Raw genomic sequence first — 19361 nt, 5'->3', positions numbered from 1 at the left:
GAAGCGAAGCGCGAAGGGAGCGCTGGACCGAATCCGAAAAGCCTGCAACCGTAAAGGAAATTGGGTGATCGACGTCGACATCCAAGGCTACTTCGACAACATCAATCAAGAGAAGTTAATGAAGTTGGTGGAAATGCGAATCAGCGACAGACGGATCTTGAAGCTGGTACGGAAGTGGTTACAAGCGGGAGTAATGGAGGAAGGAACGGTAAGGCGCTCCGATTTGGGTACGCCGCAGGGAGGGGTTATTTCTCCACTGCTTGCGAACATCTACCTAAATTACTTCGACATCCTGTGGGAACGACACGGCGGCGGATACGGGGAACTGACGCGATACGCGGATGACCTCGTAGTCGTGTGCAAGACGAAGAAAGACGCAGACCGGGCGTATGAACTCATTCGTACGATCATGGAGCGGCTGGAGCTCACGTTGCATCCGATTAAAACCCGCATCGTCGGACTATGGACAGGAGAAGAAGGCTTTGACTTTCTCGGCATGCATCATCGCAAGACGAAAGCAGAAACCTCGAAAGGAAACGTGTACTACACGACGCAGCAATGGCTGACTCGAAAAGCGGAAGAGCGTATTCGGGAAGTCGTGAAGGAGCGTTTGGCACCGCCTGGTATGCGACACAAGTCATTTCTTGAACACGTAGACTGGCTGAATCCCAAAATACAAGGGTGGCGGAACTATTACTACACCGCCTACAGCCAGCAGAAGATGGCGAAGCTGGACTGGTACATTCTGCAGAGGCTTGCGAGATGGTATGCGAAGAAGCGGCAACGCTCGCGATGGATGAGCTCAATCCGTGAGGTCACGTTCATGGCTAAACAAAGTGGACTCAAAACGCTCTTGTAAAATCTGCACGCCCATGAATGACGAACATCGGAAAGCCGTATGAGGGAAAACCTCATGTACGGTTTGATGAGGAGGGGCTGAAATGATTCAGCCCTTTACTCTAGAACACACCTTTCGAGATTGTCGATTCATTTTGGATATGGCGCATATGTTCCGTTATTCGCTTCATAACGGGGGTTCTGCCGATTTTATGGAGCATATGTTCCGTTATTCGCTAACTAACCATTGGTTACCTGATGGATTGAAGCAAATAGCGGAAAATAGAAGCCATTATCTTGATTTCATGCGCGATACAGACCGCTTAGCGGAAAAAATGCTCCCTAATATTTGAAATCGAGTGCCGCTCCGTTTCAACGATTTTTACCAACTAATCGACACCCACCTTTCTTCCTGAACAGCCGCGCTGGGAGGTCATTTGTCTGTAGTAGCGCACCTTTGTTCCTCTATTGCTGCATCGGGTGGTCATTTGTCTGTAGTAGCGCACGTTTCTTCCTCTATTGTTGCGTCGGGAGGTCATTTGTCTGTAGTAGCGCACCATTGTTCCTCTATTGCTGCGCCGCGAGGTCATTTGCCTGTAGTAGCGCACCTTTCTTCCTCTATTGCTGCGTCGGGAGGTCATTTGCCTGTAGTAGCGCACTTTTGTTCCTCTACAGCTGCGCCGGGAGGTCATTTGCCTGCAGTAGCGCACCTTTCTTCCTCTATTGCTGCGTCGGGAGGTCATTTGCCTGTAGTAGCGCACCATTGTTCCTCTATTGCTGCACCAGGAGGTCATTTGCCTGTAGTAGCGCACTTTTGTTCCTCTACAGCTGCGCCGCGAAGTCATTTGTCTGCAGTAGCGCACCATTCACCATTCACCATTCTTCCTCTTCCGATCCAACTCATGGTGCATTGCGGCCATGTCCGGCGCATCTCTCATCCATCCTACAGTTAGCTCTGTAGCAGACGCTCCACGGTCTGGCTCAGCAGGGACGGGTTCCAGTGCTGCTTGGGTGTGAAGACTTGAATCCTCCATAGGGGCGCCCGACCGGGCAACGGCAGTCGACGAATGCCAGGCTCGTCCGCGGGAATCGCAGCAGCCGGAACGAGGGTGAAGCCCTGCCCGCGCCGCAGCGTCTGGAAGAGCAGGGAGCAGCGGTCTGCATGCAGATGCGCTTCCAGCGAAATGCCTTGCTCGGCTTCCCAGACCATGACCGCTTCGTTCACGGAGCGGTCCTCCAGCCTCAGATAAGGATAGGCTGTCAGATGCATGCCGGCCGGGTCACCCTCCAGATGAAGCAACGGATGACTATCCGAGATTACGAGAGCTAGCTGAGACTCCAGCACTTGTTGAGATTGCCCGCTTTCCTGAGGCCCCTGGCCGCTGAGTACCAGATCCAGTCTTCCCTGATTCAGCATCTCCATCAAGGCATCATGTTCAGCTGTGCGCACATGGTAGATCGGTTTATCCTTGATCGGAAGATCGGCTACCCAAGGCGCATTCGGCAGTGCACTCAGCACTGTATCGGTGCAACCAATCGTCAGACTGCCCCGGCCGTGCCCGCTCATCTCCTGCACGCGGGCCCACGCTTCATCATGGCTGGCGACGATGCGCCGGGCATAGTGATGGATGAGGCGGCCGGCTTCGGTCAGAATGATTTTGCCCGCCTTGTACTCGAATAACTTAATCCCCCACTCTTCCTCCATCTTCTTCATATGAAAGCTGATGGTCGGCTGCTTCATCCCCATTTGTTCAGCGACGGTGGTCGCTTTTTTATACCGTTCAATCAGGACCAGCATCCGGAATTTTAAAATGTTCATCACATTCACCGCCTGAGCTCTGTTAATTATAGAACTATTCTATGGTAGCGGTGTACATTATGCAATTCTTCGATTCAATTTTGTTATTGCGTTAACAATTCGAAGATATGGATTTAATGACAGGCTTCTATACTTGGTCTTGTAAGCAAAACAAATTAATTCGAGCGTACGGAAGGGGAAACAAAAGAAATGAAAAAGAGTTTACTGTTGGTTATGACGCTGGTCCTGTCGATCACCCTGGCAGCATGCGGAGGTAACAACACGACAAACAACGGTACAAACAATGGCACGCCGAACAACTCGCAAGGCAGCACAAACACTGGCGGCAACAATACACCTGAGACGGAACCTCCTGCTGCAGAACTTGAAGGACAAATCCTGGCTGTTGGATCGTCGGCTATGGCTCCACTGGTAGAGGAAGCAGCTAATAAATTCATGGATGAGAACGGAAAAGTAACCGTACTTGTACAAGCGGGCGGCAGTGGTACTGGCCTGACTCAAGTATCTGAAGGTCAATCCGACATCGGTAACTCCGATATCTTCGCTGAAGAGAAATTCGTAGACGACGAAGCTCCAAAAGCTGCTGAACTGGTCGACCACCAAATTGCAGTAGTCGCTATGGCTGCAGTTGTTAACCCTGAAGTAGGCATTGACAATCTGACGCAAGCTCAATTGCTTCAAATTTTCAAAGGCGAAGTAACGAACTGGTCTGAAGTTGGCGGCATTGATCAAGAGATCGTTATCGTTAACCGTCCATCTAGCTCCGGTACTCGTAAAACGTTTGAATCGTATGCACTGGGCGAAGCTTCCCCTGATCTGCCTGGTCAGATCCAAGAGGAGTCTTCCGGTAACGTAAGAAAACTGATTGGTGAAACGCCTGGTGCGATCGGTTACCTGGCTCTGTCTTACCTGGATGATTCCATCACTGCTCTGAGCTATGACGGCATCGAGCCAACCGAAGAGAACGTAACAAACGGCGAATATCCAATCTGGGCTTACCAGCACATGTATACAAAAGGCGAGCCAAGCGAATTGGTTCAAGCATTCCTGGACTTCATGCTCTCCGACGAAGTACAAACCAATGATGTTGTTGAGCTTGGCTACATCCCGGCTTCCGCTATGACAATCGTTCGCGATGTCGAAGGAAACGTCACTCAAAAATAGGCTCGAGTGCAACAAACGGCATACAAACTTTGTACGGAATTCATACCGATGAAGAGGTGGAGTTAATCTGCCTCTTTATCGGCGTGTGAAGGAGAGGGTAACCCTGGATCACCCCAAAGAGAAAATAAGCAAACAGCATCTAACCGAAGAATGGGTCGGTAAGATTTATACATGGCTATGTATCATCGTTCTTATCGTAACCATCTTTTCCATGGTTTATTTCGTCGCCTCACGTGGCCTGACGACCTTTTTTAGGGGCGTCAATGTGTGGGAATTCATCAGCGGCCTCCGTTGGCAGCCTGATGCCAAGCCGCCGATCTTTGGGGCGTTGCCCTTCATTTTCGGTTCCTTCAGCACCTCCATTATGGCGGCGTTAATCGCAGCACCACTAGGCTTCTGTGCAGCCATCTTCATGACAGAGATTATGCCCAAGTACGGCCGTCGCTACCTGCAGCCGGTTATCGAGCTGCTCGCCGGGATCCCTTCTGTTGTCTACGGTTTTGTAGGCCTCAGTATCATCGTCCCCTTCCTGCGCGATACATTCCCCGGGCAAGGTCTTGGCCTGGCCGCAGGTGCGATTGTCCTATCCATTATGATTCTGCCAACGATTACGACGATTGCTACCGATGCGCTCTCCGCACTCCCAGGCGGTCTAAAAGAAGGTTCGTACGCACTAGGTGCGACGCGCTGGCAGACAATTTACCGGATTGTGCTGCCGACAACGTTCCCGGCTCTGATGACAGGTGTTGTCCTGGGCATCTCGCGCGCCTTTGGCGAAGCCCTTGCTGTACAGATGGTTATCGGTAATGCGCCGTTCCTGCCGCGTTCCCTGTTCGACTCGACATCGACGCTGACCAGTGTTATTACGCTAAGTATGGGGAACACGGTCATGAATTCACCGCATAATAATGCGCTATGGTCACTGGCATTGATTCTGATGCTTATGACATTCGTATTCGTATTTATCGTGAGATGGCTGGAGAGGAGGACCAAGATATGAGTGCAAAGCTAGCTAACCGCATCGCAACTGTTGTCATCATCGCGGTCGCGATCTTTATCGTCGCCATCCTGGCCGGGCTGCTCGGCTATATCCTGGTCCGCGGACTCGGCCATGTCAGCTGGGATTTCCTGACCTCGGTTCCGCAAAGCATCCGCGAAGGCGGGGGGATCGGACCGCAATTGTTTAACTCGGTGTTCCTGCTCGTCCTGACACTTCTTATTACTGTTCCGCTTGGAGTAGGGGCAGGTATTTATATGAGTGAGTATGCCAAAGCCAATCGGTTTACGGATTTCATTCGTCTGGTCGTCGAGGTTCTCTCGTCATTCCCGTCAATCGTTGTCGGTTTGTTTGGTCTCTTGGTACTCGTTCATTACTTCGGATTGGGTTACTCCTTGTTCGCAGGTGCGCTGGCGCTTACGGTTTTCAACCTGCCGCTGATGGTCCGGATTACGGAGCAAGCCATCCGTGCCGTGCCCAAGGAGCAGAAGGAAGCGAGTCTGGCGCTGGGATTATCACGCTGGAAGACGATTACCTCGATTATGCTGCCCATTGCCATGCCTAACATTCTGACCGGTACGATTCTGGCCTCCGGCCGCGTATTCGGCGAAGCCGCGGCATTGCTCTTCACCGCTGGTATGAGTTCGCCGCGGCTGGATTTCACGAACTGGAATCCATTTAGCTCGAATTCTCCGCTTAACCCGTTTCGTCCGGCAGAGACGCTGGCCGTGCATATCTGGAAGATCAACAGTGAGGGCCTGGCACCTGATGCTGCGGAAATTGCGGCTGGCGCTTCAGCCGTGCTCGTGATCGTCGTTCTGCTGTTCAACTTTACGGCACGCTTCATCGGCGGCTATATTCATCGCAAGTTTACAGCCAGCAAATAAGGTGGCCGAGAGGAGGAGGCAGTCATGCCTAACAACGGATTATATGTACGCGATTTAAGTGTCTATTATGGAAAGAAACAAGCGGTAAAGGAGATCAATCTCGATTTTGCAGCCAAGGAAGTCACCGCCCTGATTGGACCGTCCGGCTGTGGCAAATCAACGTTCCTGCGCAGTCTGAACCGGATGAACGACTTGATCGGCGATGCTCGGATTACGGGCGAGATCTGGATTGAGGACAAGAATATCAACGATCCGTCGGTTGACGTCGTCCTGCTGCGCCAGAAGATCGGCATGGTCTGGCAGCGGCCTAATCCGTTCCACAAATCCATTTATGAAAATATCGCCTTCGGTCCCCGTTACCATGGCATCAAGAATAAAAAACAGCTGAACGAAATCGTTGAAACCTCGCTGCGCAAGGCAGCGCTGTGGGAAGAGACGAAGGACAGATTGCATCAATCGGCCCTCTCGCTCTCTGGTGGACAGCAGCAGCGGCTCTGTATCGCAAGATCACTTGCGGTAAAGCCGAAGATTATCCTGATGGATGAACCGGCCTCCGCGCTTGATCCCGTATCGACCGCGAAGATCGAGGAATTGATCTCCGAGCTGAAGCAGGACTATTGCATCATCATCGTGACACACAACATGCATCAAGCAGCACGGATCTCGGACAAGACCGCTTTTTTCTTCATGGGAGAACTGGTGGAATTCGACGATACGCAGAAAATGTTCACGAACCCGTCCAAGAAACAGACGGACGACTACATTTCCGGGCGCTTCGGTTAAGAGAGGTGAGGGCATGCAGACTAAATACGAAATCAATGATTTGAAGCTCTACTATGGTGATTTTATGGCGCTCAAAGGATTAAACTTCTCCATTCCAGAGAAATCGATCACGGCGCTGATCGGCCCTTCGGGCTGCGGCAAATCGACCTTTCTGCGGACACTGAACCGGATGAACGATATGATTGCGGGCACCCGTGTCGAAGGCGAAATTCTGCTCTCGGGAGATAACATCTATGCGCCGAGTACAGATGTCGAGCAGCTGCGCAAGCGCGTCGGCATGGTATTCCAGCAGCCGAATCCTTTTCCTAAATCCATCTACGAGAATGTTGCGTTCGGACCCCGACTGCACCAAAAGCTGGACCGCAAACAGTTGAATGAAGTGGTAGAGCGCAGCTTGCGCGGGGCTTCGCTGTGGGATGAGGTCAAGGATGATCTGAACAAGAACGCCATGGGACTCTCGGGTGGTCAGCAGCAGCGTCTCTGTATTGCCAGAGCGTTGGCGGTTGATCCCGACGTGCTGCTCATGGATGAATCGACATCGGCGCTTGATCCAATCTCTACGCTGAAGATCGAGGAGCTGGCGCAAGAGTTGAAAGAGAAGTATACGATTGTGATGGTGACGCACAACATGCACCAGGCGGCGCGGGTATCGGACCAGACCGTATTCTTCTTGAACGGCGAGGTTATTGAGGCGGATCAGACGGGACAGCTGTTCTCCAATCCATCGGATAAACGCACAGAGGAATATATTACCGGGCGGTTCGGCTAGTCGCCGGGCCTTCGTTACTAATGTAGAGGGGTGTCAAGATATGATGACCATTCGCAAGGAATTTGACCTGGGTTTGCAAGAGCTGCATAATCTCATCGTAGAGCTCGGTGGACGGGTGGAGCATGCATTGCGCGAAGCCATGATCGCACTTCAGGAAGTGGATGTTGTCAAAGCAAAATCGATTATCCGTCAAGATCCCGAGCTGAATAACCTCGAGGACCGCATTACGGAAATCGGCTCCAAGCTGATTGCGACGCAGCAGCCGGTAGCGAAGGATCTCCGGATCATTCTCTCGGCATTCAAGATTGCCAGTGACCTGGAGCGTATGGGCGACCTCGCGGTAGATGTGGCCAAGGTGGTCTTGCGTCTGGAAGGACAAGAGCTGATCAAGCCGCTCATCGACCTGCCGCGCATGGCGGAGATTACGAACACGATGACGTATGAGTCGATTCAGGCTTTCATTCACGAGAATGTAGACCTGGCTTACAAGGTCGGTCGGGACGACGACAGCGTGGATGCCCTGTACAGCCAGATCATTCGTGAGCTGTTCTCGCTGATGGTGGAAAATCCGGTTACGATTTCGCAAGCGGTGCTGCTCAGCTTCGTGGGCCGCTACATCGAGCGGATCGCCGACCACGCAACCAACATTGGCGAGAGCGTCGTGTATCTCGTCACTGGCAAGCGCCCGGATTTGAACGTATAGATTAGGCTGGTGGAAAAAGGAACCTACGGTCACGGATCGATCTTCCGATCGCTGTTGTCCTCAGATTTATTGATTATTTAACCGCTGTAGCGGTTGAAATCCGAGGACAGCGTATGCTTCCGAAGCTAGCTTTTCTGCGAAAAGCTTTCAGGCGAACGCTTCGCAGCTGATGCTCTCGAAGTCGCTTTCTTTCAGAAAGCGTGGACCAGATTCGATTCCATGCCTCTTCAACCTTTTCAACACCCTAATATTTGGAGTGAAACTGTTTGTTCCGTTCAGGGGCAGGCAGTTTTTTGGAATGGATGGACGCCTGAGCCCACAGCTAATCCGTAAGGAGATACAGGATGGAAGAGACAAAAACCGGACTTATCAATCGGATGCTGATCGATATGATCACTGGATGTCTAACGCAACGCGGGCAGCTTGTCTTGCTGTATGTGCAGCTGGACGAAGCAGGCGATGTCGCCACCCGGCTACAGAAGTCTCAGCCCTTGACGCTCGACTGAAGAAGCAAGCGAAGAAGCTGCCGGGAAGCATATGTGTCGCAGAGACGATCACAACTCCGCAGCTTAGAGAGGAAGTCAGATGATGCATCGTCAAGCGACAACATCTAGGTCCGCTAATGACGGAAGGGCCCCTTCCCATTATGGCATTGTCTATTTGTCCTGGCATGGAACGGACAGTGCGGCCAGCAAGCCCGAGCCTTCCTTTATCGCAGGGTGGCAGTCGTATATCGAACGCAGGCTGCATGAGGACCCACTGGGCGCTGAAGTGAAGGACAGACGTTGGGTGGTGGACGACCTGTACTTGTCTATACCGATCAAAGGAACTGTCGAGCCGGAAGAATGGTTTCAGGAAATACGCGGGCTGCAGCTCACGTTGGAGGCTGGTTACCTCGCAGAAGTGCCCACTGCCATAACTGCCAACTGGACGCTCCATGCAGGCATATCTCCACCCTACGACATGGAGACACTTGGGGACAATGAGCATTGGTACCGGGCAGCCAAACAAGCGGTCATTGAAGGCCAGGCCCGGGACAGTGTGGAACGGAGTATGCGACGGCGAGCCCTCCAGCGCATCCTGCATGACGGCCTTTTGTATCCCGTCTACCAGCCGATTTACAAGATGGGCGGCGACATCTTCGGCTTTGAGGCCTTATCCCGGTGCGAAGATGATCGGTGGTTTGCCGGCCCCTTGGCGTTATTTTCTTTTGCGGAGCGCGAAGGCGCCGTCTACAGTCTGGACCGATTGGCACGCGAAAAAGCCATCTCGGGCAGCAGCGGGCTGGGAGCACATCAGAAAATGTTCATTAATATCTCCGCAAATATTATGCATGACCCCCATTTTACACCCGGTCAGACGTTAAGCCTGCTGCACCAGCAGGGTCTTACCCCAAGACAGATCGTGTTCGAGGTGACAGAACGCAGCTCCATCGAGGATTTTGAGACGGCCAAGAAGGTGTTGTCCCATTATCGCTCCCAAGGCTATCAGATTGCGATTGATGATGCAGGGGCCGGCTACTCGTCACTGCAATCGATCGTAGAGCTGCAGCCGGACTACATCAAGGTCGACCGTTCGTTAATTAGCCAAATTCACCGGGACGAAATCAAAGAGCATATCCTCGAGACGTTTTTGACCTTTGCCCGCAAGATGGGAATACAGGTCATTGCCGAAGGCATTGAACTGCCAGAGGAGCTGTCCAAGCTCCAAGCCATGGGGGTGGATTATGGACAAGGCTACCTGCTCGGCAGACCGGCACGCGGAATCATCGGAGGTTGATTCCCCGGAATTTCCTCCGAACATGATGGAGTGGGTGCCAGCACAAGTTTTCCCAACAGGAGCCAGGGGCTGCGGAGTGGGAAAGCTTGTTTTTTTTGTGATATGATAGATGTAGATACGTTGATGAGTGAGGTGCCTTGATGGATAAATGGATGTTGATAGATGGCAACAGCATCGCCTACCGGGCGTTTTATGCGCTGCCCCCTCTAACGAATGCGGCGGGACAGCATACGAATGCGGTATTTGGCTTTACGACCATTCTGCTGAAGCTGCTTGAGGAAGAAAAGCCGACCCATATTATGGTGGCCTTCGACGCGGGAAAAATGACGTTCCGCCATGAAGGCTTTGCGGAATACAAAGCGGGTCGCGAGAAAACCCCATCCGAGCTATCGAGCCAATTCCCGCTGCTCAAGGATTTGCTCACTGCCTTTGGCGTGGCGCGCTTCGAGCTTGACGGCTTTGAGGCCGATGATATCATCGGCACCCTGACCCGGATGGCGGATGAGCAAGGCATTGAAACGCTTGTTGTGAGCGGAGACAAGGATATGCTGCAGCTGGCCTCCGACCAAGTAACCGTCGCCTTGACCCGCAAGGGTGTGAGCGAGGTGGAGCGCTATGATCCCGCAGCAATCAAGGAGCGCTATGGTCTGGAGCCGCTGCAGATCATTGATCTGAAAGGTCTGATGGGTGATACGTCAGATAATATTCCCGGCATCCCGGGCGTTGGCGAGAAGACCGCGCTTAAGCTGCTGCATGAGCATGGCTCCGTGGAAGCGGTACTGGAGGCAAGTGATTCCCTCAAGGGCAAGCTGAAGGAGCGGGTGGAGAACCACCAGGACGATGCGCGCAAGAGCAAGGAGCTGGCAACAATTTATCGCGAGGTTCCGCTGGAGCACGGACCCGAAGGAATGAAATATGACGGGTATGATGGGGCTGTGCTAGCGGGAGCGTTTCGTAAACTTGAGTTCCGTTCGCTATTGGAGCGTCTGGATCTTCCTTCTGGCGCAGCGACGGTCGATGAGGCTGCAGGCGAGCAGCCCGAGCTGGACGTGGTAACTGTCTCAGGTGCCGAAGAGCTGGAAGCACTGGCTGACAAACTAAGCGAGGTGCAGAGCTTGCTCGTAGAGGCGGTCGGCGAGAATCCGCATCACGCGGAGCTGCTGGCTCTGGCTTTTGCAATGGGAGAGCAAGTGCATGTGGTCTCCGCCGAGGTGTTGGCGAGCGAAGCGGCAGGGCCAATCCGGGATTGGCTGGCAGACCCCAAGCAGGAGAAGCGGGGATATGATATGCACAAATCCCAGCTCGCACTGAGCTGGCAAGGGCTTGAACTGCGCGGCATCAGCTTCGATGTGCAGCTGGCAGCGTACCTCCTGGATCCAACCGATCCCAACCACACGCTAAATGGCCTGACCCATCGGCATCAGCTGCCAATTGTGGCAGCAGACGAAGATGTGTACGGCAAGGGAGCCAAGTTCAAGGTGCCAGGGCAAGAAGTCTTGTATCCGCATCTTGCCAGCAAGGCGTACGCCCTCCAGGCGCTGCATGCCATTCAGCAGGAAGAGCTGGAGAAGAGTGGTATGCACAAGCTGTACTATGAGCTGGAGCTGCCGCTGTCGTCCATTCTGGCGGGAATGGAGAAGCAGGGCATTACGGTGCAATCAGAAGAGCTGAACAAGCTGGGCTCAGAGATCGAGAGCCGGATTGCCACCGCTATGCAAGACGTCTATGCGCATGCGGGCACAGAGTTCAATATCGGCTCCACCCGCCAGCTCGGAGAGATCCTCTTCGAGAAGCTGGGACTGCCCGTTGTGAAGAAGACCAAGACGGGGTACTCGACCGATGCGGACGTACTGGAAAAGCTGGAGCCGTATCATGGGATCATCCCATCGATTCTGCATTATCGCCAGCTGACCAAGCTGCAATCGACGTATATCGAAGGCTTGCTGAAGGAGATCCGCCAGGACACCGGCAAGGTGCATACGTATTTCCGGCAGACGATTGCGGCGACAGGCCGTCTGAGCAGTCAGTTTCCTAACCTTCAGAACATTCCAATCCGTCTGGAGGAAGGCCGCAAAATCCGCAAGGCCTTCGTGCCCTCGGAAGCGGGCTGGTCGATTCTGGCGGCGGACTACTCGCAGATTGAGCTGCGGGTATTGGCCCATATTTCAGGAGATCCAGGACTGAAGGAAGCGTTCATTCACAATATGGATATTCATACGAAGACGGCGATGGATGTGTTCGGCGTTAGTGAAGATCAGGTGGACGGCAATATGCGTCGCCAAGCCAAGGCCGTCAATTTCGGCATTGTCTATGGTATCAGTGATTTTGGACTGTCCCAGAACCTGAACATTACGCGTAAGGATGCAGCGCGGTTCATCGACCAGTATTTCGATGCCTTCCAGGGCGTTAGAGCTTATATGGATAACATCGTGAAGCAAGCCCGTGATGACGGATACGTGACTACATTGTTGGAACGGCGGCGCTACCTCCCGGAGATCAAAGCGTCCAACTTCAATGTCCGTTCGTTCGCGGAGCGCACAGCGATGAATACGCCGATTCAAGGAACAGCGGCGGATATTATCAAGCTGGCCATGGTCCGAATGGATGAAGAGCTGAGCGCACGCAAGCTGCGCAGCCGGATGCTGCTGCAGGTGCATGATGAATTGGTTTTTGAAGTGCCGCAGGACGAGCTGGAGACGATGCAAACGCTGGTGCCTGAGGTGATGGAATCGGCGATCGAGCTGGATGTTCCGCTTCGTGCGGATGTGAGCTACGGTGCCAATTGGTATGAGACGAAATAAGGTCGTCTCGGTTATAATGGGAATAGAGGAGTTGAGGATATGCCGGAGTTGCCGGAAGTAGAAACTGTGCGGCGCACACTGAGTGAGCTGGTCGCAGGCAAGACTATCGAGCGAGTGACGGTACATCTGCCGCGTATTATCCAGCGTCCTGCAGAGCCAGAAGCTTTTGCAGCTGCGCTGGCCGGACGGACTATCGAGAGCGTAGAGCGCAGGGGCAAGTTTTTGCGGTTGCTGCTCGACGGTCTGGTTCTGGTATCTCACCTTCGGATGGAAGGCCGTTATGGGCTGTTCCGTGAGGAGGAGCCGGTTGAGAAGCACACGCACGTGTTGTTTCATTTTACGGATGGAACGACGTTACGATACAAGGATGTTCGTCAGTTCGGAACCATGCATTTGTTTGAACCGGGTCAGGAATTCGCTCTGCCGCCTCTAAACCGGCTTGGCGTTGAACCGTTTTCTGAAGCTTTCACCTCAAGCGAGCTGCGCCGAATGCTCTCTCACAAGAGCACCAGGATCAAGCCGCTTCTGCTCAATCAGGAATATGTGGTTGGATTGGGGAATATTTATGTGGATGAGGCGTTGTTTCTGGCACGGATTCATCCGGAGCGGACAGCCGACAGCCTGACTCGGCCGGAGTGGCAGCGACTGCATGAAGCGATCCTGCTCACACTGGGCCAAGCTGTCGAAGCAGGCGGGTCGTCCATTAAATCGTATGTCAATGGTCAAGGCGAGATGGGCATGTTCCAGCATCAGCTCTCGGTCTATGGGAGACAGGATCAGCCTTGTCCGAGCTGCGGCGGGAATATTGTGAAATTCGCTGTTACCGGACGCGGTACGCATATCTGCGTTCGCTGTCAACGGGCCCCGCGCGGTACAGTTGCGCCCAGCAAGCGGCGTTCCGTCAAGCTGTCTCAGGACGGCTCGGCTCCAGGCAAAACAGCGGAGCGGTAGAAAAGCGATGCACCCAGATTAGCTCCTTGCATATGATGTGTAACAGATATGGGCGCGCCTAGATGCGCCTGTAAGGAGGGACACATCGATGCTGGCTCACATGGTTTCGCTCGTGATGCTTGCTTGCGCAGTCAGCCTGGACGGCTTCGGCGTGGGCGTCACGTACGGGCTGCGCAGAATTCGGATTCCACTGTTGTCGATTTTGATTATTGCCTGCTGCTCGGGATTTGTCATCGGGGTATCCATGGTCGCCGGCCAGTGGCTATCGAATTATCTGTCACCGGTAGCGGGACAGTGGATCGGGGCAATTATTCTGATTGGGATCGGATTGTTCGCGATTATTCAGTTTGTACGACGAGCGGGCAATGAGACGGAGGAACGCCAAGAGAACGGACAGCACAAGACAGACGAACCGGGCATAGGTTCATCAGACGGAGGCTTATCGCTCGAGGAACAGCAGACTTTATCGCCTACGATGGTGATGATTGTGGAGCTCAAGCGGCTTGGTATCGTCATCCATATTCTGCGCAAGCCGCAGGCGGCGGATATGGACCGCTCCGGAACCATCTCGGCTTCGGAGGCGCTCTTGCTTGGCTGCGCGTTATCGCTGGACGCTTTTGGCGCGGGGCTGGGCGCGGCTTTGCTCGGTTTTTCACCATTATGGACATCGCTGTTAATTGCGGTCGCCAGCGGCAGTTTCCTGCTGATCGGATTGCGCGTTGGGTTCCGGTTTGCCACGTCGAACCGCATGCGGGCTTTGTCGCTGCTGCCAGGACTGATTCTGGTCATGATGGGTATTCTAAAATTGATGTAGTCTGTGCCAGGAAGAAGAGGTGAGACCCATGAAAATCGGATTGACTGGCGGGATCGCCTGCGGCAAAAGTACCGTCGCGGCGATGCTCGTCGCCCGCGGCGCCGCCTTGGTGGATGCAGACCAGGTGGCCAGAGAAGTCGTGATGCCGGGCGAGCCAGCGCTGGCCGCCGTCATCCGGCAGTTCGGACAAGGCGTACGGGCTCCGGACGACACGCTGGACCGGCAAGCGCTGGGGAAGCTGGTTTTTGGCGACCGGGACAAGCTGAAGCAACTGGAAGCCATCTTGCATCCAGCCATCCGGGAACGGATGCAGGCGAGGCTTCAACACTACGAGGAAGAGAACCCCGCCAGGCTGGCCGTGGCTGATATTCCCCTGCTGTATGAGACGGGACAAGCCGGGCTGTACGAGGGCGTATTGGTCGTATACATACCCCAGAAGCTCCAGGTGGAGCGGCTGCTTGCCCGCACGCCAGGGATGACGGAGGAAGAGGCGCTCTCCCGAATCGGGCTGCAGATGGATATTGAGGAAAAACGCAAACGGGCCGATTGGTTAATTGACAACAGCGGATCGCTTGAAGAGACGGAGCGGCAAGTGGAAGCTTTTATGCGCGAGGCGGTGATACGATGAAACGGCTGGCACGCAGACTGTTGGTGTTGACGCTCGCCGTCGTTGCAGTTGTCCTGTTTATCAAATCAGATTGGATCGAGAAGCTGATGTATCCGATTCATTACCGGGAAGATATTCGCGCAAGCGCGAGCAACTATGAAGTGGATCCCCATTTGCTTGCTGCGATCATTCGGTCGGAGACCAATTTTCAGACGGGCCGCGAATCCTCCAAGGGGGCGCTCGGAATTATGCAGATCATGCCGGATACGGCAGATTGGATTATTGACCAAGCCAAGTTTACAGCGGTGTCGATGGACGATATTCATCATCGTGCGGATGTGAGCATAGAGATGGGGTCCTGGTACATGCAATCGCTGAACAAGCAATTTGATCAGAATCAGATCGCGGCGGTTGCTGCGTACAATGCCGGTCCAGGCAATGTGAAGCGCTGGATGACAGAGCATGTGTGGGATGGTACGCTGGAGCAATTAAGCGATGTGCCCTTTGGTGAGACCAGGCACTATGTCAAACGGGTCTTTTATTACTACGACAAATACAAGTCCTTGTATCCGCAGCTGTGAGCCTCCATCAGGGACGTTCCTATATAGCCATACAATTGAAAAAGAAAGCTTTGACCAACTGACTCTCGTCAGGGTCAAAGCTTCCGTATTAAGCCTCAGTATTATTTGTATTGACCGGCAAGAGATTCCTCAGCGATTTGTACCAGGCGGCGAGTAATATAACCCCCCAGGGAACCCGCATCGCGAGTAGCCATATTACCATAATATCCGTCTTGCGGAATTGCGATACCCAGCTCTTGCGCTACCTCGTATTTCATTTGGTCCAGCGCTGCTGTAGCTTGTGGTACGACCAGTTGGTTGCTGCTGCGGTTTTGGCTCATGTGTGTCACCTCCTTGCGGTTGGTAAAAGTATTATGTGCGTTTTTCGTCCAATCATAACTCTGAATACATGGTAAATTGTTCCGACCCCAAAAAAACGAAGCGAGAGAACGGAGGGAATAACGAATATGAAATGTCCCTATTGCGATTATGCGGGCACGAAGGTACTGGACTCCAGGCCTGCCAACGAGAATAAATCGATTCGCAGACGACGCGAGTGTGAACAGTGCAGCCGTCGCTTCACTACCTTCGAAATGATCGAAGAGACGCCGCTGATTGTCATTAAAAAAGGCGGCAGCCGCGAAGAATTCAGCCGGGACAAAATTTTGCGCGGTCTCATCCGGGCCTGCGAGAAACGACCGGTCTCCATCGACCAGCTGGAGGTTATCGTCTCCGAGGTGGAGAAGGAAATCCGGACCACGGCACAGGCCGAGGTCGAGAGCTTCCAGATCGGCGAGCTGGTGATGGAGCAGCTGTACCCGATTGATGAAGTCGCTTACGTGCGCTTCGCCTCGGTGTACCGACAGTTCAAGGATATCAACATGTTCATGAAAGAGCTGACCGGATTGCTGTCCAAGCACCCGATGTCTGACAAGGACGGGCGGTAGCACGGCGCGTTAATTCGTGTTGGTTTGTAGACGTCCGAAACGAACATAAGGATGGTCGTAAAAACAGTGGCAGCGATGCCGCTGTTTTTTTTCTCCCAAACCGGCCGTTCGTCGGCTGTAATACATGCTACAAAGAGAAGGGGGCCGGCCGCCGACCTACTGCTAGGCATCGCCTACCCCTGCGCGTCCTCGCTGCTGCCCTTCCGGCTAACGGCCATATATACGCTTATTTGCCCTGAAAAGGTAGCTCATCATCTCTAACGGCCATATATGCGCCTATTGTGGCCAAACAGACCGCTGGAGCCTCGAAAACCCTCCAATAACTGCGCTGGTGGCCGTTAGAATTCAAAGTGACTTGATTTTTGGCGAAATAGCGGCTGTGGTGGCCGTTACAACAAAAATATAAGCTGAGTGATAAGCGATAACCGATACCGCATGAATCGACACTCTCGCAGGAAGCACTTAGCGGCCTATTTTGGCCTACTCGTGGCTGTAATGCTTGACACGATTCCTTACAAGGCAAAAAACGGCCCATATCATCAAAGCTTGCCGCCAAGGTGAGCTGGCAAGCGTTAGAGCAGGGAAGGCTCGGAGGGATTAGCCAGTGTATGTAAAAAACAATTTGACAGCTGCTGGAAGGATGCGGTATGCTTTTATCAATTGAGTTAATGAGAATGATAATCAATTGAGAGTGGGAGGCTTTTATTTTGAATACGTACATAAAAACAACGGCTGCATCTGTAGCGCTCGTGGCTGTGCTGCTAACACCGGTGTCACCTGGGGCCGTGATTTCCGGTACAAATCAACAAGGACCTTCTATCGCATACGCGGCAGAGACAGGGCAGCAGCTGGCTGATGGTGTGTACAGCCTGGACTACACCTTCCTGAAGCACAATACGGACCAGGTCTCCGTCATGCAGGATTATGTCGTGACGCCGGCCAAGCTCATTGTGGAGAACGGTAAGCTGACGGTAGAAGTGACTCTCAAGCAGAGCAAGGAAATTATTGGGTTCAAAATCGACACTGGCAACGGGCTTGCGACACCGGAGACGGTAGTGGAGAACGAGCAAGCCAATACCCGAGTCGTCTCATTTGAGGTTGACGATCTGAGTGAGAAGCTGGAGGGCTGGGTGAAGATCTACTGGCAGGTCAGTCCGACCTTCCTGTATGATCACGAGTATGAGGTAGAGCTGCAGCTGGATAGCGACTCGATCGAGGAATGGCAAGGGGAGCAGGAGCCTACAGAACCAGTGGACCCTGAGCCTGAGCACCCCACCCAGCCGGAGCAGCCAGAGCCAGCACCTGAAGTACCGCCTGTCGCACCTTCTCCTGAATTTACAGATTTGACGAATCATTGGGCAAAATCCGCGATTGAACAAGCTGTGAGCAAGGGGATCGTCAATGGCTATGAGGATAACACCTTCCGTCCTAATGGTCAGGTGAGCAGGGCGGAATTCGTGGCCATGCTGGGACGTGCGCTGCCAGTAACTGAGGAGACGACTGCTCAAGCCAGCTTCTCGGACGAGCAGGACATTCCGGCTTGGGTAGAGCCTTATCTAGCGCCAATTGCAGGAGCGGGCATTATCGGCGGTTACGAGGATGGCACGTTCAGACCGGCGCAGCGCATTACCCGTGCTGAACTGGCAGTCATTATTGTCCGCGCGCACCAGCTCCAGACCACGCCTGACGCGACATTGACGTTTGCAGACGCGGCGGAGATTCCTGCCTGGGCCAGAGCCGAAGTAGCCGCAGCTCATGCTGCTGGACTGATGAATGGACGAGAGGGTAATGTGTTTGCGCCGCATGTCTTTGCCACGCGTGCGGAGGCTGTGAGTTTAATTCTATCCTTGTCTAATTAATTATTAATTGTAAACCATGCTACAGGTGTGAATGCTGCATTTACACCTGTTTGTCATGCGTTTTTTGTGGAATATTATAGAAAAATAAATTGAAAATAAGGTGTTGACAAACATAATACTGGAAATATATGATGGAGTCGTCGCTGAATGGTGCACACATTCACGATAGCTCATCTGTACTGCATGCATGTCAGACGTTGTCGATGCCGCAGATTTTTTTTCAGCCTAGATTGATAATGATTATCATTATCTTGTCATACATACTGTGGCCAAGTTCAAGCCAAATAACAAAACCAAGGAGTGTGTTAACGATGAGAATCCCTGCGAAAAGAACGGTTATGATGATGTTGATGGTGTGTGTATTTGCCCTGGCTCTGGCGGTCCCTGCTTCTGCTGCGGATCAGGATTATGTCCTGTGGAACCCGGCGACTAATGCGGTCTCCCATGCTAACGCTTCGGTTGATGGACCGGCTGTTGTAACTGGCACACCTGGCAATTATACGATCGTCATCACACTCAAAAACGAAGGTACCTACATGGGCATCACGCTTCCTGCAAGCTACGCCTATCTCAACGCTAATGACGACAGCAACCCAGATTATGAAATCAGCGCAGTCCGCTCGGTAGCCGGCGGCAAAACGACCTTCACAATCAGCGGGGTGACAAGCAATACGGCTGATCTGCCGATCCAACTGCAAACGACAGTTGCGGGCTTCCATAACGCCGTGCATGAGCTGGTCATCAAGTGGTAAGTAGCAGCTAATACAGGGGACGCGGAATACCCGTTCAGGGGATACCGCGTTCCTTCTCTCATGCCTGAGAGAAGCCATACATAACGATTCAAGGAGCGAATAGTCCATGAAAAGAAGTTCCCGATTCCGCCAGTTCTCCCTCTTGTGGCTGGCATTCCTCATTGCTGCGGCAGGTTTGCCGGCAGGACAGACCGCCGGTGCGGCAACAACGGTACCTGATGGTGTCTACACGGTCGACTACTTTTATTTGATCGACGGGCAAAACTCCGTTTCGGTGGCCAATAATTACTTAAAAGAGCAAGGTCAGTAAGGAAAGCTGACGATTACGGAAG

At 53.1% G+C, this 19361-nt stretch carries 21 protein-coding genes; 19 read left to right on the top strand and 2 right to left on the bottom strand.

Going from position 1 to position 19361, the window contains the following annotated elements:
* The coding region (locus F556_RS35605; RefSeq protein WP_020620617.1) for a reverse transcriptase domain-containing protein at positions 1–859 on the top strand (859 nt) is incomplete at its 5' end.
* Between the two features lie 82 nt (positions 860–941).
* Complete coding sequence (locus F556_RS0129550) at positions 942–1190, top strand: hypothetical protein (RefSeq protein WP_020620616.1); 249 nt, start codon at positions 942–944, stop codon at positions 1188–1190.
* 596 nt (positions 1191–1786) lie between these two features.
* On the opposite strand, the gene F556_RS36760 is transcribed toward F556_RS0129550, so the two are convergent.
* Positions 1787–2656, bottom strand: a complete 870-nt coding sequence (locus F556_RS36760) for a LysR family transcriptional regulator (protein WP_020620615.1) — start codon at positions 2654–2656, stop codon at positions 1787–1789.
* Between the two features lie 189 nt (positions 2657–2845).
* On the opposite strand from F556_RS36760, the gene F556_RS0129540 reads away from it, so the two are divergent.
* From F556_RS0129540 to F556_RS0129480, 13 genes are all read left to right on the top strand, one after another.
* Complete coding sequence (locus F556_RS0129540; protein ID WP_020620614.1) at positions 2846–3820, top strand: phosphate ABC transporter substrate-binding protein; 975 nt, start codon at positions 2846–2848, stop codon at positions 3818–3820.
* Positions 3821–3905: 85 nt separating this feature from the next.
* Positions 3906–4820, top strand: a complete 915-nt coding sequence (gene pstC / locus F556_RS0129535; protein WP_020620613.1) for a phosphate ABC transporter permease subunit PstC — start codon at positions 3906–3908, stop codon at positions 4818–4820.
* Positions 4817–5704 carry a phosphate ABC transporter permease PstA gene (pstA, locus tag F556_RS0129530; RefSeq protein ID WP_020620612.1) on the top strand — a complete coding sequence of 296 codons (888 nt, stop codon included), beginning with the start codon at positions 4817–4819 and terminating at the stop codon, positions 5702–5704. The genes pstC and pstA overlap by 4 nt, the downstream gene beginning before the upstream one ends.
* Positions 5705–5728: 24 nt before the next feature.
* Positions 5729–6487 (top strand): phosphate ABC transporter ATP-binding protein PstB, encoded by a 759-nt coding sequence (gene pstB, locus F556_RS0129525; RefSeq protein WP_020620611.1) that lies wholly within the window; start codon positions 5729–5731, stop codon positions 6485–6487.
* A gap of 13 nt (positions 6488–6500) precedes the next feature.
* Positions 6501–7256: a phosphate ABC transporter ATP-binding protein PstB gene (pstB, locus tag F556_RS0129520; protein ID WP_020620610.1), complete on the top strand. Its 756-nt coding sequence runs from the start codon at positions 6501–6503 to the stop codon at positions 7254–7256.
* 43 nt (positions 7257–7299) lie between these two features.
* A complete protein-coding gene (phoU, locus tag F556_RS0129515; RefSeq protein ID WP_026297570.1) occupies positions 7300–7959 on the top strand; it encodes a phosphate signaling complex protein PhoU in 660 nt (219 codons plus the stop codon).
* Positions 7960–8303: 344 nt separating this feature from the next.
* Entirely contained in the window at positions 8304–8465 is a 162-nt protein-coding gene (locus F556_RS38175; RefSeq protein ID WP_020620608.1) for a hypothetical protein, read from the top strand.
* Between the two features lie 79 nt (positions 8466–8544).
* Complete coding sequence (locus F556_RS36755; protein ID WP_083938194.1) at positions 8545–9738, top strand: EAL domain-containing protein; 1194 nt, start codon at positions 8545–8547, stop codon at positions 9736–9738.
* A gap of 140 nt (positions 9739–9878) precedes the next feature.
* Positions 9879–12539 carry a DNA polymerase I gene (polA, locus tag F556_RS0129500; RefSeq protein ID WP_020620606.1) on the top strand — a complete coding sequence of 887 codons (2661 nt, stop codon included), beginning with the start codon at positions 9879–9881 and terminating at the stop codon, positions 12537–12539.
* A gap of 39 nt (positions 12540–12578) precedes the next feature.
* Positions 12579–13490 (top strand): DNA-formamidopyrimidine glycosylase, encoded by a 912-nt coding sequence (mutM, locus tag F556_RS0129495; RefSeq protein WP_020620605.1) that lies wholly within the window; start codon positions 12579–12581, stop codon positions 13488–13490.
* 88 nt (positions 13491–13578) lie between these two features.
* The gene (locus F556_RS0129490; RefSeq protein WP_020620604.1) at positions 13579–14304 is read left to right on the top strand and encodes an MntP/YtaF family protein; all 726 of its coding nucleotides are present in this window, start codon (positions 13579–13581) and stop codon (positions 14302–14304) included.
* A 28-nt stretch (positions 14305–14332) separates the two neighbouring features.
* Complete coding sequence (coaE, locus tag F556_RS0129485; protein ID WP_020620603.1) at positions 14333–14932, top strand: dephospho-CoA kinase; 600 nt, start codon at positions 14333–14335, stop codon at positions 14930–14932.
* Positions 14929–15492 (top strand): lytic transglycosylase domain-containing protein, encoded by a 564-nt coding sequence (locus F556_RS0129480; protein WP_020620602.1) that lies wholly within the window; start codon positions 14929–14931, stop codon positions 15490–15492. Before coaE ends, F556_RS0129480 begins: the two co-directional genes overlap by 4 nt.
* 101 nt (positions 15493–15593) lie before the next feature.
* Here F556_RS0129480 and F556_RS0129475 read toward each other — a convergent pair whose 3' ends face one another.
* Complete coding sequence (locus F556_RS0129475) at positions 15594–15812, bottom strand: alpha/beta-type small acid-soluble spore protein (protein ID WP_020620601.1); 219 nt, start codon at positions 15810–15812, stop codon at positions 15594–15596.
* A 126-nt stretch (positions 15813–15938) separates the two neighbouring features.
* Between F556_RS0129475 and nrdR the strand changes: the two genes are divergently transcribed.
* The 4 genes from nrdR to F556_RS0129455 all read left to right on the top strand — a co-directional run bounded on the left by nrdR (position 15939) and on the right by F556_RS0129455 (position 19339).
* Positions 15939–16418, top strand: coding sequence for a transcriptional regulator NrdR (gene nrdR / locus F556_RS0129470; RefSeq protein WP_020620600.1), 480 nt, complete (start codon positions 15939–15941; stop codon positions 16416–16418).
* Between the two features lie 707 nt (positions 16419–17125).
* Entirely contained in the window at positions 17126–18277 is a 1152-nt protein-coding gene (locus tag F556_RS0129465; protein ID WP_020620599.1) for an S-layer homology domain-containing protein, read from the top strand.
* A gap of 338 nt (positions 18278–18615) precedes the next feature.
* Complete coding sequence (locus tag F556_RS0129460) at positions 18616–19029, top strand: hypothetical protein (protein ID WP_211222654.1); 414 nt, start codon at positions 18616–18618, stop codon at positions 19027–19029.
* Positions 19030–19135: 106 nt separating this feature from the next.
* Entirely contained in the window at positions 19136–19339 is a 204-nt protein-coding gene (locus F556_RS0129455; RefSeq protein WP_020620597.1) for a hypothetical protein, read from the top strand.
* Positions 19340–19361 lie beyond the last annotated feature (22 nt).

The sequence above is a fragment of the Paenibacillus daejeonensis DSM 15491 genome, assembly GCF_000378385.1.
In the GTDB taxonomy this organism is placed as follows: Bacteria; Bacillota; Bacilli; order Paenibacillales; family Paenibacillaceae; genus Paenibacillus_D; species Paenibacillus_D daejeonensis.
The sequence above is the reverse complement of the archived record's forward strand: the minus strand, read 5'-3'. Positions and strand labels throughout refer to the sequence as shown.

Bases quoted from the DNA above. Each gene is read 5' to 3' on its own strand.
- F556_RS0129550 (WP_020620616.1), top strand. From the start codon at position 942: ATGATTCAGCCCTTTACTCTAGAACACACCTTTCGAGATTGTCGATTC.
- F556_RS36760 (WP_020620615.1), bottom strand. From the start codon at position 2,656: ATGAACATTTTAAAATTCCGGATGCTGGTCCTGATTGAACGGTATAAA.
- F556_RS0129540 (WP_020620614.1), top strand. From the start codon at position 2,846: ATGAAAAAGAGTTTACTGTTGGTTATGACGCTGGTCCTGTCGATCACC.
- pstA (WP_020620612.1), top strand. From the start codon at position 4,817: ATGAGTGCAAAGCTAGCTAACCGCATCGCAACTGTTGTCATCATCGCG.
- pstB (WP_020620611.1), top strand. From the start codon at position 5,729: ATGCCTAACAACGGATTATATGTACGCGATTTAAGTGTCTATTATGGA.
- pstB (WP_020620610.1), top strand. From the start codon at position 6,501: ATGCAGACTAAATACGAAATCAATGATTTGAAGCTCTACTATGGTGAT.
- phoU (WP_026297570.1), top strand. From the start codon at position 7,300: ATGACCATTCGCAAGGAATTTGACCTGGGTTTGCAAGAGCTGCATAAT.
- F556_RS38175 (WP_020620608.1), top strand. From the start codon at position 8,304: ATGGAAGAGACAAAAACCGGACTTATCAATCGGATGCTGATCGATATG.
- F556_RS36755 (WP_083938194.1), top strand. From the start codon at position 8,545: ATGATGCATCGTCAAGCGACAACATCTAGGTCCGCTAATGACGGAAGG.
- polA (WP_020620606.1), top strand. From the start codon at position 9,879: ATGGATAAATGGATGTTGATAGATGGCAACAGCATCGCCTACCGGGCG.
- mutM (WP_020620605.1), top strand. From the start codon at position 12,579: ATGCCGGAGTTGCCGGAAGTAGAAACTGTGCGGCGCACACTGAGTGAG.
- F556_RS0129490 (WP_020620604.1), top strand. From the start codon at position 13,579: ATGCTGGCTCACATGGTTTCGCTCGTGATGCTTGCTTGCGCAGTCAGC.
- coaE (WP_020620603.1), top strand. From the start codon at position 14,333: ATGAAAATCGGATTGACTGGCGGGATCGCCTGCGGCAAAAGTACCGTC.
- F556_RS0129480 (WP_020620602.1), top strand. From the start codon at position 14,929: ATGAAACGGCTGGCACGCAGACTGTTGGTGTTGACGCTCGCCGTCGTT.
- F556_RS0129475 (WP_020620601.1), bottom strand. From the start codon at position 15,812: ATGAGCCAAAACCGCAGCAGCAACCAACTGGTCGTACCACAAGCTACA.
- nrdR (WP_020620600.1), top strand. From the start codon at position 15,939: ATGAAATGTCCCTATTGCGATTATGCGGGCACGAAGGTACTGGACTCC.
- F556_RS0129460 (WP_211222654.1), top strand. From the start codon at position 18,616: ATGATGATGTTGATGGTGTGTGTATTTGCCCTGGCTCTGGCGGTCCCT.
- F556_RS0129455 (WP_020620597.1), top strand. From the start codon at position 19,136: ATGAAAAGAAGTTCCCGATTCCGCCAGTTCTCCCTCTTGTGGCTGGCA.